Origin of the sequence: Burkholderia sp. 22313, assembly GCF_052045245.1 — a bacterium.
Classification (GTDB): domain Bacteria; phylum Pseudomonadota; class Gammaproteobacteria; order Burkholderiales; family Burkholderiaceae; genus Burkholderia.
Genome location: NZ_JBQEON010000038.1, coordinates 1 through 14569 on the forward strand (window position 1 = coordinate 1; position 14569 = coordinate 14569).

General features: G+C 67.4%; 12 protein-coding genes. 6 read left to right on the forward strand and 6 right to left on the reverse strand.

Going from position 1 to position 14569, the window contains the following annotated elements; genetic code table 11:
* Nucleotides 1–826, forward strand: an 826-nt coding sequence (locus tag ACTJKF_RS25895) for a methyl-accepting chemotaxis protein (protein ID WP_440627301.1), incomplete at its 5' end; no start/stop codon positions are given.
* A gap of 75 nt (nt 827–901) precedes the next feature.
* Here the strand turns inward: ACTJKF_RS25895 and ACTJKF_RS25900 are convergent.
* From ACTJKF_RS25900 to ACTJKF_RS25910, 3 genes are all read right to left on the reverse strand, one after another.
* Entirely contained in the window at nt 902–1993 is a 1092-nt protein-coding gene (locus tag ACTJKF_RS25900) for a hypothetical protein (protein WP_440627303.1), read from the reverse strand.
* A gap of 262 nt (nt 1994–2255) precedes the next feature.
* Nucleotides 2256–3725 (reverse strand): NADP-dependent succinate-semialdehyde dehydrogenase, encoded by a 1470-nt coding sequence (gene gabD, locus ACTJKF_RS25905; RefSeq protein ID WP_440627305.1) that lies wholly within the window; start codon nt 3723–3725, stop codon nt 2256–2258.
* 89 nt (nt 3726–3814) lie between these two features.
* Nucleotides 3815–5104 carry a 4-aminobutyrate--2-oxoglutarate transaminase gene (locus tag ACTJKF_RS25910; RefSeq protein WP_440627315.1) on the reverse strand — a complete coding sequence of 430 codons (1290 nt, stop codon included), beginning with the start codon at nt 5102–5104 and terminating at the stop codon, nt 3815–3817.
* A gap of 120 nt (nt 5105–5224) precedes the next feature.
* Here ACTJKF_RS25910 and pdxR point away from each other — a divergent pair, with 120 nt between their 5' ends.
* A complete protein-coding gene (gene pdxR, locus ACTJKF_RS25915; protein ID WP_440627316.1) occupies nt 5225–6733 on the forward strand; it encodes a MocR-like pyridoxine biosynthesis transcription factor PdxR in 1509 nt (502 codons plus the stop codon).
* A 96-nt stretch (nt 6734–6829) separates the two neighbouring features.
* Here the strand turns inward: pdxR and ACTJKF_RS25920 are convergent, their stop codons facing one another.
* Nucleotides 6830–7666, reverse strand: a complete 837-nt coding sequence (locus ACTJKF_RS25920; RefSeq protein ID WP_440627318.1) for an EamA family transporter — start codon at nt 7664–7666, stop codon at nt 6830–6832.
* 109 nt (nt 7667–7775) lie between these two features.
* On the opposite strand from ACTJKF_RS25920, the gene selD reads away from it, so the two are divergent.
* Together selD and ACTJKF_RS25930 are read left to right on the forward strand one after the other, a co-directional pair.
* A complete protein-coding gene (selD, locus tag ACTJKF_RS25925; protein ID WP_440627320.1) occupies nt 7776–8840 on the forward strand; it encodes a selenide, water dikinase SelD in 1065 nt (354 codons plus the stop codon).
* A gap of 369 nt (nt 8841–9209) precedes the next feature.
* Nucleotides 9210–10289 (forward strand): purine-nucleoside phosphorylase, encoded by a 1080-nt coding sequence (locus ACTJKF_RS25930; RefSeq protein WP_440627321.1) that lies wholly within the window; start codon nt 9210–9212, stop codon nt 10287–10289.
* A 247-nt stretch (nt 10290–10536) separates the two neighbouring features.
* On the opposite strand, the gene ACTJKF_RS25935 is transcribed toward ACTJKF_RS25930, so the two are convergent.
* The gene (locus ACTJKF_RS25935) at nt 10537–10833 is read right to left on the reverse strand and encodes a DUF4148 domain-containing protein (protein WP_440627322.1); all 297 of its coding nucleotides are present in this window, start codon (nt 10831–10833) and stop codon (nt 10537–10539) included.
* 420 nt (nt 10834–11253) lie between these two features.
* A complete protein-coding gene (gene ceoR / locus ACTJKF_RS25940; protein ID WP_440627323.1) occupies nt 11254–12258 on the reverse strand; it encodes a putative multidrug efflux transcriptional regulator CeoR in 1005 nt (334 codons plus the stop codon).
* 174 nt (nt 12259–12432) lie between these two features.
* On the opposite strand from ceoR, the gene ACTJKF_RS25945 reads away from it, so the two are divergent.
* A complete protein-coding gene (locus ACTJKF_RS25945; protein ID WP_440627325.1) occupies nt 12433–13293 on the forward strand; it encodes an alpha/beta hydrolase in 861 nt (286 codons plus the stop codon).
* Nucleotides 13294–13324: 31 nt separating this feature from the next.
* Nucleotides 13325–14542, forward strand: coding sequence for a multidrug efflux RND transporter periplasmic adaptor subunit CeoA (gene ceoA, locus ACTJKF_RS25950; protein WP_440627327.1), 1218 nt, complete (start codon nt 13325–13327; stop codon nt 14540–14542).
* The last annotated feature ends 27 nt before the right edge of the window (nt 14543–14569 follow it).

The following is a 14569-nucleotide window of genomic DNA, read 5'->3' on the forward strand; positions in this document are numbered from 1 at the left end:
GATGAACCGGGTCGACGAGATCGGCATGACGCTGCGCACGATCAACCAGCTCGGGCTGATGTTCCGCTGGCTGGTCGACGACGTCAGCGAGCAGGTGCACAACGTGCAGCGCGCGAGCAACGAGATCGCGCAGGGCAACAACGACCTGAGCGCGCGCACCGAACAGGCTTCGACCAGCGTGCAGCAGACGGCCGCATCGATGGCCGAGATGACGGCCACCGTGTCGAGCAATGCGGAGACGGCGCTGCAGGCGAACCAGTTGTCGGTGTCGGCGAGCGAGGCGGCCGAGCGCGGCGGGCAGGCGGTGAGCGAGGTCGTCACGACGATGAACGACATCACGGCGAGTTCGCGGAAGATTTCCGACATCATCGGCGTGATCGACGGCATCGCATTCCAGACCAACATCCTCGCGCTGAACGCGGCCGTGGAAGCGGCGCGTGCGGGCGATCAGGGGCGCGGCTTCGCGGTGGTCGCCGGCGAGGTGCGGGCGCTCGCGCAGCGCAGCGCGAACGCGGCGAAGGAGATCAAGACGCTGATCGGCGCGAGCGTGGACCGGGTCGAATCGGGCGCACGGATCGTCGATGGTGCCGGCAAGACGATGGAGGACATCGTCACGCAGGTGAAGCGCGTATCGGACCTGATCGCGGAGATCAGCTCGTCCACGGCCGAACAGAGCACCGGCGTGGCGCAGGTCGACCAGGCGGTCGTGCATCTGGACAACATCACGCAACAGAACGCGGCCTTGGTCGAGCAGAGCGCGGCAGCCTCGGAAAGCCTCAAGCAGCAGGCGACGCGGCTCGTGGATGCGGTGAACGTGTTTCGTTGAGGGGCGGGGAAGGTGATGGCGCGGGCGCGGCGGAGAGGGGCGCTCGCCCGCGCGTCACCTCCATGCGGGCGAAGATCAGATCAGCGCCGGTTGCAGCGGCGCACGGTGCTCGCGAACCTTGACGATCCGGTATTCGTTGCGGAGCCCTTCGTCGGTGATGATTTGCGTTTGACGCAGATCGACGACCAGCACGTCGCCTTTTCCGAAGCGCTCGCCGGCATCGACCTTCGCGAGGAACTGTTCGTCGTCCAGCGCGGCGAAGAACGCGAACGAGCCGTCGTGCACGCGCCACTTGTTGCCGTCCTTGAACACGACGGACTCGAGCAGCAGCACCTTGTGTGCGATCGTATCCGTGACCACTTCCCCGGGATCGTCACTCATCGAGAACGCATCGAGTTCATCGTTCTCGATCGAGAGTTCGACGGCGCCACCGCGAACGATGCCGAAGCTCGAGATGCCTTCGCGTTCGAGCGGGGACAGCACTTTCTGCAGGCTGACGCGGACCGCCCGGTTCTGGTAGAGCCGATAGATGGCCTCCTCGACAATGAAGGATTCCAGTTCTGATATCCAGACCCGGGTATGCGTTCCCTCGGGCTCGGTGCGCTGCGGCTTGCGCCCGCGCAGCGTGCGAATGAGGCCGATCAGGCCGCCGCCTCCGACGATGCCGAGTGCGGCGAGGATCGCCAGCGCGTTGCTGAACGCATTGGCACTCGGACCCGCGAACAGGTCGCGGATCTGGCTCGCGAGCGACTGGACGAAGATCAGCTCGGAGTGGAACGAACCGGCCTTGAAGCTGCCGCGGACCTCAAGCCGAACCTCGGTGTTTTCGCCATTGAGCTCCTTGTTGGCGGACGTGAAGAGGTCGGCGATCGCGATCAGCGCGGGCGCGAGGTCGCGTACGTCCATCCGGTGCTCGGCGAGCGCCGGCCCGTCGTAGATGACGTTGAACGGCTGGTGGTTGCTCGTGCCACCGGCGCTTCGCGGCGGCGGGAGCATGCGGCGATTGGCGGTACTCACGATCATGAGAGCGCTCCGCGGTTCGCCGGGGCGATGATGCACCTCGGGCCTCGGTGGAGCCCGTGACGAGTGCGACGACGTGACCGAGCGACGCTGCGCACGGGCCGTGCGCGAACCGCGCAGTTGGGTGAAGTGTTCATGGGCGAGCAAACGGGATCGAGGCGGAACGCTCAATCTAGCGGTTTGCTGGCGAACGAGAAATGAGACTTGAACGAAATCGGGTAGGGCATGCCGTTCGGCGGAGGCCGGCTTTGCGGCCGCAGTCGCGTGCGCGCAGCATGCGGACATCGAGCGGACCGAGGTAGCGCAAGATGACCCGGGCGCGGTGGCGAGGGGCGCCGGCCCGCGTCGTGACCGCCCGGTTCCGGCCGGGCGGTCAGGGCCTGGCGCTGACGCGACAGGCCCTGAACCGTCAGACGGCGAGGCAGAGGTACTTGATCACGACGTAGTCGTCGATGCCGTAGTGCGAGCCTTCGCGGCCGAGGCCCGACTGCTTGACGCCGCCGAACGGTGCGACCTCGTTCGAGATCAGGCCCGTGTTGATGCCGACCATCCCGTATTCGAGCGCTTCGGCAACCTTCCACACGCGGCCGATGTCGCGGCTGTAGAAGTACGCGGCGAGACCGAACTCGGTATCGTTCGCGAGGCCGATCACCTCGTCGTCGCTGCTGAACTTGAACAGCGGCGCGAGCGGCCCGAACGTCTCTTCCTTCGCGACCTTCATCGCCGGCGTGACGCCCGTCAGCACGGTCGGCTCGAAGAAGCCGTGGCCGAGCGCATGGCGCTTGCCGCCCGTCACGACGGTCGCACCCTTCGCGAGCGCGTCCTCGATGTGCGCCTCGACCTTCAGCACGGCCGCTTCGTTGATCAGCGGACCCTGCGTGACGCCCGGCTCCGTGCCGCGGCCGACCTTCAGCTGGCCGACTGCCGCCGCGAGCTTCTGCGCGAACGAGTCGTACACGGCTTCATGCACGTAGAAGCGGTTCGTGCACACGCACGTCTGGCCGCTGTTGCGATACTTCGACGCGATCGCGCCCTGCACGGCCGCATCGAGATCGGCATCGTCGAACACGATGAACGGCGCGTTGCCGCCGAGCTCCAGCGATACCTTCTTGACCGTCGCCGCGCATTGCGACATCAGCAGGCGGCCGACCGGCGTCGAGCCGGTGAACGACAGCTTGCGCACGATCGGGTTCGACGTCAGTTCGCCGCCGATCGCCTTCGGGTCGCCCGTGACGACGCTGAACACGCCGGCCGGCACACCCGCACGCTCGGCCAGCACCGCCATCGCGAGCGCCGAGAACGGCGTTGCCTCAGCCGGCTTCACGACGATCGGGCAGCCTGCGGCGAGTGCCGGGCCGACCTTGCGGGTGATCATCGCCGCCGGGAAGTTCCACGGTGTGATCGCCGCGCACACGCCGATCGCTTCCTTCGTCACGACGATGCGCTTGTCGCTCGCCGGCGTCGGGATCGTGTCGCCATACACGCGCTTGCCTTCCTCGGCGAACCACTCGAGGAACGATGCCGCGTAGCCGATCTCGCCTTTCGCTTCGGCCAGCGACTTGCCCTGCTCGGTGGTCAGGATCAGCGCGAGGTCGTCGGCGTTTTCCATCATCAGGTCGTGCCACTTGCGCAGGATCGCCGCGCGTTCCTTCGCGGTCTTCTTGCGCCACGCCGGCCATGCGGCATTCGCGGCTTCGATCGCGTGACGCGTCTCGGCCGTGCCCATCGCCGGCACGGTGCCGAGCAGCCCGCCGGTTGCGGGGTTGCGGACCTCGAACGACTCGCCGTTCGCCGCGCCTTGCCATTCGCCGTCGACGTACGCCTGCTGGCGGAACAGCGACGGATCTTTCAGTGCCAGGGTTTCCTGAACCGTGCTCATATGAATCACCTGCGTTGAAAAGGACGGATGAAACGGCCGCCGCCGTCGTGAAGACGGCGGCGGCGCATTCAGTTGAAGCGGGCGGAAACTCAGGCCGGCACGCCGACCGTTTCCTTCAGCACTTCCTCGAGGATCACGAGCGCTTCGTCGAACACGGCCTGGGTGATCGTCAGCGGGAACAGGAAGCGCACGACGTTCGAGTACACGCCGCACACGAGCAGCAGCAGCCCGCGCTCGAGCGCACGCGCCTGCACGCGCTTCGTGAAGTCGGCATCCGGCTCGCCCGAGCCCGGCTTCAGGAACTCGACCGCGATCATCGCGCCCGGGCCGCGCACGTCGGCGATCTGCGGCACGTCGGCCTGCAGCGCATTCAGCTTCGCCTTCAGCACGTCGCCCAGTTGCGTCGCGCGTTCGCACAGCTTCTCTTCGTCGATGATCTCGAGCACCGCGTGCGCCGACGCGACGGCCAGCGGGTTGCCCGCATAGGTGCCGCCGAGGCCGCCGGGCGCTGCCGCGTCCATCACGTCCGCACGGCCGACGACACCCGACAGCGGCATGCCGCCCGCGAGGCTCTTCGCCATCGTGATCAGGTCGGCCAGCACGTCGTAGTGCTGCATCGCGAACAGCTTGCCGGTCCGCGCGAAGCCCGTCTGCACTTCGTCGGCGATCAGCAGGATGCCGTGCTCGTTACAGATCTTGCGCAGCGCGCGCACGAATTCGGCCGGCGCCGGGTTGAAGCCGCCTTCGCCCTGGACCGGTTCGAAGATGATCGCGGCGACGCGCTTCGGATCGATGTCGGCCTTGAACAGCATCTCGATCGCCTTGATCGAGTCGGCCGTCGTCACGCCGTGCAGCGCATTCGGGTACGGCGCGTGGAACACGTCGCCCGGGAACGGGCCGAAGTTCAGCTTGTACGGGGCGACCTTGCCGGTCAGCGCCATGCCCATCATCGTGCGGCCGTGGAAGCCGCCCGAGAACGCGATGACGCCCGGACGGCCGGTCGCGGCGCGCGCGATCTTGATCGCGTTTTCGACGGCTTCGGCGCCGGTCGTGAAGAACGCGGTCTTCTTCGGGAAGTCGCCCGGCGCGCGTTCGTTGATCTTTTCCGCCAGCTCGACGTACGACGCGTACGGAACGATCTGGTAAGCGGTGTGCGTGAAGCTGTTCAGCTGGTCCGCGATCGCCTTGACGATCTTCGGGTGGCGGTGGCCCGTGTTCAGCACCGCGATGCCGGCGGCGAAATCGATGAAGCGGCGGCCTTCGACATCCCACAGCTCCGCGTTCTCGGCGCGGGCGGCGTAGAAATCGCACATCACGCCGACGCCGCGCGGGGTGGCGGCGTTCTTGCGGGCCTGCAGGTCGGCATTCTTCACGGTCATCTCCTTGATGTTCTGTCCGGTGGGATAAAAATCGGCCGCATTGGCAGCCCATGGAGGCGACTATAATCACATTTGGCTCTGGCAATCAGAGCCATTTCAATAAATATTCAGGAGCCAATCATGCGCGCAAGCGTGTTGTCGGACTGGCTGGCGCAGCGCCTCGTGCGCGGCGGCGCACAGCCGATCTACCGGCAGCTGCATCGGCTGCTGCAGCAGGCGATCCTGTCGCGCGAACTGCCGGCCGGCACGCGCGTGCCGTCGTCGCGGCTGCTCGCGGCCGAGCTCGGGATCGCCCGCAACACGGTCACGCAGGTTTACGAACAGCTTGCGCTCGAAGGCTATGTGAACTCGGCCACGGGCCGCGGCACGTTCGTCGCCGACAGCGCGCCGGACGAGATCGTCGGCGCGCCGACCGATCCGGCCGCCGGTCCGGCGGTGGTGGCGGCGTCGGCCCGGCGGCTGTCCGCGCGCGGCGCGCGGCTCGTCGAAGGGGCGGGCGTGTCGAAGCGCCAGGGCGGCGCGTTCATGCCGGGCGTGCCCGATGTATCGCGATTTCCGGCGCGCGTGTGGACGCGGCTGCACAACAAGTACTGGCGGCGCCTGCGCCCGGACCTGCTGACCTACGCGCCGGGCGGCGGGCTCGCGCTGCTGCGCGAGGCGCTGGCCGACTACCTGCGCACGTCGCGCTCGGTGCGCTGCACGCCCGAGCAAATCGTGATCACGACCGGGATCCACCAGTCGATCGACCTCGCGGTGCGGCTGCTGACCGATCCGGGCGACGCGATCTGGACCGAGGATCCGTGCTACTGGGGCGTGCGCAGCGTGCTGAACGTGTCGGGGCTCACCACGCGGCCGATTCCGGTCGACGACGAGGGGATCGCGCCGTCGGCCGCCGATCTCGCCGAGCCGCCGAAGCTGATGCTCGTCACCCCGTCGCACCAGTATCCGCTCGGGATGGTGATGAGCCTCGCGCGGCGCCGGATGCTGCTCGAATACGCGCGCCAGCACGGCTGCTGGATCATCGAGGACGACTACGACAGCGAGTTCCGCTACGGCAGCCGGCCGCTCGCATCATTGCAGGGGCTCGATTCGTCGGGGCAGGTGATCTATGTCGGCAGCTTCGGCAAGACGCTGTTCCCGGGGCTGCGGGTCGGCTATCTGGTCGCGCCGGAGCCGCTCGCCGAGAGCTTCGCGACCGCCAGTGCCGAGCTGTATCGCGAAGGTCAGCTGCTGCAGCAGGCGGTGCTCGCCGAGTTCATCGCGGAAGGGCACTTCGTGTCGCATATCCGCAAGATGCGCACGCTGTACGGGCAACGCCGCGAGGTGCTGCTCGATGCGGTCGCGCGCCGCTACGGCGACACGCTGCACGCGCTCGGCAGCGATGCGGGGCTGCATCTCGTCACGCGGCTGCCGGACGGTGTCGACGATCGCGCGGTCGCGCAGGCCGCGCTCGAACGCAACATCGTCGTGCGGCCGTTGTCCGGCTATTACGCGGAGCGCGAGCGCGCGGCGTCGGGTTTGCTGCTCGGCTATGCGTGCGTGCCGGAGGACGAGATTCCGACGGCATTCGCGACGCTGGCCGAGGCGATCGACGAGCGCGCGTTCGGCGGGGTCGTCGCGACGGTTTGACGGGACCGGGACGGCGGCATGCGCGCGATGCGCGACCGTCCGCCGGCAACGCAGCGAATGAGCGTCTTCACCGTGCGGACGAATCGTTCGCGCGCGTTACAGCCGGATCAACGCCGCACCCGCCACCACCAGCGCGCACGCGACGAGCCGCTGCGCGCCGGGCCGCTCGCGCATCACGAACCAGCCGATCGCGACCGCGAAGATCGAACTCGTTTCGCGCAGCGCCGACACGGTCGCGACCGGCAGGTGCCGGTACGCGAGGATCACGATTCCGTACGCGGCGAGCGAGATCGTGCCGGCGATCGCGCCCTGCGTGAGCGCCGTGCGCGAACCGAGCACGGCACGCGGGCCGCCGCGCACCGCGCAGACCAGCACGAGCTGCGGCACGCTCCACAGCAGGTACACCCACGCGATGTAGCCGAGCGCGCTGCCGGACACGCGCGAGCCGATCCCGTCGCAGATCGAATACGCGGCGATGAACACGCCGGTGAGCAGCGCATACGGCACGCCTTCCCCGGAGAAGCGGAAGCCGCGCCGCAGCGCGAGCGACATGATCCCGAACGACACCAGCGCGATGCCCGCGAAGCCGAACGGCGTCGGCTGCTCGTGCAGCACGGCCAGCGCGAGCACCGACACGAGCAGCGGCGAGATCCCGCGCGCGATCGGATAGATCTGCCCGAACTCGCCGCTGCGGTACGCACGCGCGAGCGTGCAGCAATAGGCGACCTCGAGCGCGGCCGATGCGGCGATGTACGGCCACGCGGCGGGCGCCGGCGCGGGCAGCAGCGCGGCGCCGGCCGTGCCGAACGCGAGATACGGCAGCGACATCGTGCCGAGCTGCACGAGCCGGTCCTCGCTGACATGGAGGAACGCATTCCAGATCGCGTGCAGCAGCGCCGAGCACAGCACGAGGCCGATGAAGAGGTGATCCATGAACGAAGAGACGGGTGGGCGCGGGCAAACGCCGTCGATTATGTGGGTATCGGGCGCGCTCGCGCGGAATTGTCGATAATAGAACGTTGTTATTCACCGGATGCCGACGATGACCGATGCCACCCTCACCCCGCCCGCCGTTCCGCGCCTCACGAGCCTGTCGCACGGGGGCGGCTGCGGCTGCAAGATTGCGCCGGGCGTGCTGTCCGAATTGCTGAAGCGGGCGACGCCGCCGGCGCTGTTCCCGGACCTGCTGGTCGGCACCGAGACTTCCGACGATGCGGCCGTCTACCGGCTGAACGACGAGCAGGCGATCGTCGCGACGACCGATTTCTTCATGCCGATCGTCGACGATCCGTTCGATTTCGGCCGCATCGCGGCCACCAACGCGCTGTCGGACGTCTACGCGATGGGCGGCAAGCCGATTCTCGCGCTTGCGCTGGTCGGGATGCCGATCAACGTGCTGCCGCACGAGACGATCGCGGCCGTGCTGCGCGGCGGCGAATCGGTCTGCGCGGAGGCCGGCATTCCGGTCGCGGGTGGCCATTCGATCGATTCGGTCGAGCCGATCTACGGGCTCGCGGCGATCGGCGTCGTGCATCCGTCGCGCGTGAAGCGCAACGCGGCCGCGCGCGCGGGCGACGTGCTCGTGCTCGGCAAGCCGCTGGGTGTCGGCGTGCTGTCGGCCGCGCTGAAGAAGAACCAGCTCGACGACGCGGGCTACGCGCAGATGGTCGCGACGACCACCAAGCTGAACCGGCCCGGTGCCGAGCTCGCCGCGCTGCCGGGCGTGCATGCGCTGACCGACGTCACGGGCTTCGGGCTGCTCGGCCACACGCTCGAGCTTGCGCGGGGCGCGAACCTTACCGCACGCGTGCATTACGCGTCGCTGCCCTGGCTGGCGGGCGTCGAGGCGTTCGTCGCCGACGGCGTGTTGACCGGCGCCTCGGGTCGAAACTGGGCCGCGTATGGGGCCGACGTGCGGCTTGCCGACGCGCTGCCGCCGGTTGCGCAGGCGCTGCTGACCGATCCGCAGACGTCGGGCGGCCTGCTGGTCGCATGCGCACCGGAAGCAGTCGACGACGTGCTCGCATGCTTCCGCGCCGACGGCTTCGACCGCGCGGCCGTGATCGGCGAGATGGTGGACGGGCCGTCGCGCGTCGACGTCGCCTGACGGGTTTTTTTGCTTACGCCGCATTGCCGTCGGCCGATTGGATCGATGCCTTCACGCGAAGGCAACGACGACCGCTGAACGACTTCCTGATCGGGCAACGGATCGCGAACCAGGCAATGCGCGTCGCGGTTCGCATCGGGTAGGGCGTGTCGTCGTCGGCGCGCGCCTCTGCCAAAAATATAGTATTCCTGATGTTACTGTGCGACGTGCATGTCGATACCGTAGCGTTTTTCATGCGTCACGCAGGCCCATCCGAACACCACCGCCCGTTTCGTAGTCGGGTTCCGCATCGCGCACGCGCGTTCTATACTCCGTCGCGCAGTCTCCGACAGCCGTTCTCATCCAACATCACCGAAACAAGGAACGCCGATGCTGACTCGCTCCATTCTTTCCGCCGCGGCATTCTCGCTTGCCGCCTGTGCGACCGCGCCGTCGATCGCGCAGGACAACCAGGGCAACGACGCGGGCAATGCGGCATTCGCCGAGACCGGTGCACAGGGCCGCCCGGTCAAGGTCATGATCATCACGATGTTCGGTCCGGAAGGCCAGGCATGGCTCGACCGGCTCGGCCCGTGGCGCGACATCGCCGTGCCCGGCCTGTCGCCCGACTATCCGGCCGTTCACTGCAACAAGCAGGACGTGTGCGTGGTGACGACCGGCATGGGCTACGCGAACGCATCCGCGACGATCATGGCGCTCACGTTCTCGCAGCGCTTCGATTTGCGCCGCACGTACTTCCTGGTATCCGGCATCGCGGGCGTCGACCCCGCACAAGGCACGGTCGGCTCCGCCGCCTGGTCGAAATACCTGGTCGACTTCAGCCTGCAATGGGAACTCGATGCGCGCGAGATTCCGGCCGGCTGGAACACCGGCTATCTCGGCATCAATACGAAAAGCCCGAACGACAAGCCGCCGCTCGACTACCGCACCGAAGTCTTTCAGCTGAACCCGCAGCTGACCGATACCGCGTATGCGCTGTCGCGCAACGTCGTGCTCGCCGACAGCGCACAGGCTCAGGCGGCGCGCGCGAAGTTCACGTATGCGCCGGCGAACCGGCCGCCGACGGTGATCCAGTGCGACACGTCATCGGGCAATACGTGGTTTTCGGGCACGCTGATCGGCGAGCGCGCGCGTCAGTGGACGAAGATCCTCACCGACGGCAAAGGCACCTACTGCATGACCGCCCAGGAAGACAACGCGACGTATGAAGCGCTCAAGCGCGCGGCGAGCGTGAAGCGGGTCGACCTGTCGCGCGTCGCGGTGCTGCGCACGGGCTCCGATTTCGACCGGCCGTATGCGGGGCAGACGAGCGCCGACAACCTGCTGAACTACGCGGACCAGGGCGGCTTCGCGCCGGCGACCGAGAACCTGTATCGCGCGGGCAATCCGCTCGTGCAGGACATCGTCACGCATTGGGGCGAATGGCGCGATGGCGTGCCGCGCCGTTGACGACCGGCCCTGCTCGGCGACACGCCGACGCGAAGATGACGCGTCGACGCGAAGGTCAACGCGAGTGCGGCGCGGAACGGAACGGCGTCCACACCGGCGTCGTGTCGTCCCAATGATCGAGCGGCGACGGAAGTTGATCGTTCATCACAGGCTCCTGCAACTAACTGACTAATCGAGTGTTCGACTGCGGCATCACGACGCCGCGCACCGGATCATCCGCTGCGCGGCGTTGCACGTTGACCGACGTTTAGCGGCCCCCGCCTGCGAGCTGGTTGCCTTCCGGCGTCGGGCGATACGGGCCTTGCGCGAGCTCGAGCCCTTGCGGATACGAATTCGCCTTGCGCAGCCAGGCCAGCGTGCCGTCGCGGCGCGCCTGCACGACTTCCGCGTTGACTTCGGCGCGCGTGCGCGGACCGTTGTCGTGCTGCGTGTACCACGCCGTATTGCCGTAGTCGCCGGCATGCGGGGTGTTCGTATCGGCGAAGGCCGGTGCGGACACGGCGAGTGCGAGCGCGACGGCGGAAAGAAGATGGCGGTGGTTCATGACGTAACTCCTGTGTTGGTCGGAGTTGGCGCGTGAGCGCTCGCTCCGGTCCCGTCAAACGGGCTGTTCGATGCGCAACGCGGTGCGCGACAGGGTTTACTCTAGGTATCTGTTCGGGCGCGATAAATGCGGCAGACGCGAATTGATTTGTCGTGATGGTGGAACAATCGCGATTCGTCACGCGGGCAGGGGACTTCGAAAATCGCTCACAGCCGCCTGCGGCGGGGCTCACGGCGATACGGCACGGCGCGCGCGAGCATGCTCGCGGACGATTACCGCGCGCGGCGCAAAGGTGTGGTGCGGATTCAGGAAAGACGCTGGGCGGGGCGCGGAAGGCGGCACGAACGTGACACCCCGGCGGCACGAAGGCAGGACGGCACGCGAGCCGGCAAGCCAGCCCGCGCGCCGCGATTCAGACGATTATGCGACCCACTCGTTGATGACCGGCGTATCGAGTGCCGGCGCGCGCTCGGCTTCCTCGAACGTGCGCTTGCTGCACGTCGCGTCGAGGCTGCCCTTGCCGCTCAGCAGCGGGCAGCGGTCGAACACCTCGGCGATCCAGTCGACGAACACGCGCACCTTCGGCGACAGGTGGCGGCTGTGCGGATACACGACCGAGATCGGCATCGGCAGCGGCTTGACGCCGGGCAGCACTTCCTTGAGCCGGCCTTCGCGCAAGTGCGGCAGCACCATGAACAACGGCGGCTGGATCAGCCCGAAGCCTTCGACGCCGCAGGTCACGTACGCATCCGCGTCGTTCACCGACACGATGCTGTTCATTTTGACTTCGATTTCCTTGCCTTCGCTGAGGAAGGTCCAGTCGATCGTGCGGCCGGTACGGCTCGAGAAATAGTTGACGGCCTTGTGGTCGCCCAGGTCCTCGATCGTCTGCGGCTCGCCGTGATGTTCGAGATACGACGGCGCGGCGACCGTCACGCCTTCGAACAGGCCGACGCGGCGCGCAACCAGCGACGAGTCCTGCAGCGCACCGACGCGGATCACGCAGTCGACGCCTTCCTGCAGCAGGTCGACCGGCCGGTCCGACAGGCCGAGCTGCAGATCGATGTCCGGATAGCGCGTATGAAATTCGCACAGCGACGGAATCACGAGCAGCCGCCCGATCGAACCCGGCATGTCGATACGCAACTTTCCGTGCGGCTTCCGGTTGTTGGCCTGGAAGCTGGCTTCGGTTTCCTCGACATCGGCGAGGATCCGCACACATCGTTCGTAGTACGCGGCGCCGTCCGGCGTGAGCGACAGCCGGCGCGTCGTCCGGTGCATCAGGCGCACGCCGAGGAAAGCTTCGAGATTCTGGATGATCGTCGTGACGGACGCCCGCGGCAGGCTGAGCGTTTCTGCTGCCTTGGTGAAGCTGCTTGTATCGACGACGCGAGTAAACACCTGCATGGCCTGAAGCCGGTCCATCACAACCTCCGCAATCTAATGAGCCGCTGGAACAACAAGGCTGCGCTACCTCGTGGGTGAACGCAGCCTGGGATTGTTCGGGGGCGTTGAATTGTGTTGCCGGATTATAGGCATTTATCCCGATGTCTGCCGGACCCAGAATTCGTTCCATCTCGAAATGGATGCTGCATCGTCATGGACGCTTCTGAATTCAGCAAATTCCTGAAAGCCGCATTGCCCGCCGAAGCCAGAGCCGGCGCGGCATTGACGGTCGCGGAGGTGGAAATCCCCGGCTACGCGCAGGACATCGTGTTGCGGCTCTATCGGCGCGCCGACAAGACCGGATTGCCTGTAGTGCTTTACTTCCACGGCGGCGGTTTCGTGCGGGGCACGCTCGACGACGCCGATTTCGCCGCGCGCTTTTTAGCAGAACGCTTACCTGCTCTCGTAGTGTCGGTCGATTATTCGCTCGCGCCGGCCTTTCCTTTTCCGGCCGCGCCGGAGGATGCGTATCGCGCGGCCGTGTGGGCCGCGACACGCGCCCGCGCGTTCGGCGGCAATCCGAAGAAGATCGGCGTCGCGGGGCACGATGCAGGCGGCCAGCTCGCGAACTGCCTCGCGTTCATCGCGCGCGATCGCGGCGAAGTGTCGATCGCCGCGCAGGCGCTGTTCGGGCCGATGCTCGACCCGAGCATGACGCGCATCGGCGACGCCGAACGCCTGTCATCCGACATCACCGCGCGCGAATGCGCGGCCTGTTATCGCGCGTATCTGCCGCAGGCGGCGCAGCGCATGCACCCCTATGCGGCGCCGCTCGAATCGGTGCGTCTCGCCGGCCTGCCGCCGACGCTCGTCGTCACCGCGCAGAACGACGTGCTGCACGTCGAAGCGGAGAAATATGCGGGCTGCCTGATTGCGTCGGGCGTGCTCACGCAGGTGATCCGCTACCCGGACGTCACGCACGCGGCCCTCGCGACGCACGCAGCCGCACTCGAGGAAGCCGTGCGCTTCTTCCAGTGCCGCTTCCAGGCGCGCCAGCCGAACCGTTCCGAATAACCAGACCAATCCACGCTTACTGGAGATCCACATGGCCATCCTACGCACCTCCCGTTCCCGAATCGCGACCGCGGCGATCGTGACGCTCGCCGTCATCGGCCTCGGCACGTTCGGCGCGATGCGCGTGAACGCGAACGCACCCGAGAAAGCGGCGGCGCCGCTGCCCGAAGTCGATGTCGCGACCGTCGTGCCGCAGACCGTCACCGACTGGCAAAGCTATTCGGGCCGCCTCGAAGCGGTCGAGAAAGTCGACGTGCGCCCGCAGGTGTCGGGCACGATCGTCGCGGTGAACTTCAAGGACGGCGCACTCGTGAAGAAAGGCGACGTGCTGTTCGTGATCGATCCGCGTCCGTACCAGGCGGAAACCGATCGCGCGGCCGCGCAGCTCGCCGCCGCGCAGGCACGCAACGGCTACGCGCAGAGCGACTGGCAGCGCGCGCAGCGGCTGATCGGCGACAACGCGATCGCGAAGCGCGACTACGACGAGAAGCAGAACGCCGCGCGCGAGGCGAGCGCGAACCTGAAGGCCGCCGAGGCCGCGCTGGAAACGGCCCGCATCAATCTCGGCTATACGCGGATCACGGCGCCGGTCTCGGGCCGCGTGTCGCGGGCGGAAATCACGCTGGGCAACGTCGTGTCGGCCGGCGCATCGGCCGCGCCGCTGACGACGCTGGTGTCGGTGTCGCCGATCTACGCGTCGTTCGACGCGGACGAGCAGACCTACCTGCAATACATCAACGGCGCGCGCAACGGCCGCAAGGTGCCGGTGGAGCTCGGCCTTGCGAACGAATCCGGCTACTCGCGCAGCGGCGAGATCGATTCGGTCGACAACCGGCTCGACACGTCGTCGGGCACGATCCGCGTGCGCGCGCGCTTCGACAACGCGGACGGCACGCTCGTCCCGGGCCTCTACGCGCGCGTGAAGGTGGGCGGCAGCGCGCCGCACGAGGCACTGCTCGTCGACGATGCGGCGATCAACACCGACCAGGACAAGAAGTTCGTGTTCGTCGTCGACCAGCAGGGCCGCGTGTCGTACCGCGAAGTGCAGCCGGGCATGCAGCACGGCAACCGGCGCGTGATCGTGAGCGGCCTCGCGGCCGGCGACCGCGTGATCGTGAACGGCACGCAGCGCGTGCGGCCGGGCGAGCAGGTGAAGCCGCACATGGTCCCGATGACGGGCGGCGATGCGCCGTCCGCGCCGCTCGCGAGCACCGCGAAGCCGGCCGCACCGGCGAAGGCGGATTCGTAAGCGGCACGCCGCTTCGTTTTCCGCGTT

What these genes read in the sequence shown, in the direction of transcription:
- selD (WP_440627320.1), top strand. Translation starts at nt 7,776, where the DNA reads ATGACCGATGCCACCCTCACCCCGCCCGCCGTTCCGCGCCTCACGAGC.
- ACTJKF_RS25920 (WP_440627318.1), bottom strand. Translation starts at nt 7,666, where the DNA reads ATGGATCACCTCTTCATCGGCCTCGTGCTGTGCTCGGCGCTGCTGCAC.
- ceoA (WP_440627327.1), top strand. Translation starts at nt 13,325, where the DNA reads ATGGCCATCCTACGCACCTCCCGTTCCCGAATCGCGACCGCGGCGATC.
- gabD (WP_440627305.1), bottom strand. Translation starts at nt 3,725, where the DNA reads ATGAGCACGGTTCAGGAAACCCTGGCACTGAAAGATCCGTCGCTGTTC.
- ACTJKF_RS25910 (WP_440627315.1), bottom strand. Translation starts at nt 5,104, where the DNA reads ATGACCGTGAAGAATGCCGACCTGCAGGCCCGCAAGAACGCCGCCACC.
- pdxR (WP_440627316.1), top strand. Translation starts at nt 5,225, where the DNA reads ATGCGCGCAAGCGTGTTGTCGGACTGGCTGGCGCAGCGCCTCGTGCGC.
- ACTJKF_RS25930 (WP_440627321.1), top strand. Translation starts at nt 9,210, where the DNA reads ATGCTGACTCGCTCCATTCTTTCCGCCGCGGCATTCTCGCTTGCCGCC.
- ACTJKF_RS25945 (WP_440627325.1), top strand. Translation starts at nt 12,433, where the DNA reads ATGGACGCTTCTGAATTCAGCAAATTCCTGAAAGCCGCATTGCCCGCC.
- ceoR (WP_440627323.1), bottom strand. Translation starts at nt 12,258, where the DNA reads ATGGACCGGCTTCAGGCCATGCAGGTGTTTACTCGCGTCGTCGATACA.
- ACTJKF_RS25935 (WP_440627322.1), bottom strand. Translation starts at nt 10,833, where the DNA reads ATGAACCACCGCCATCTTCTTTCCGCCGTCGCGCTCGCACTCGCCGTG.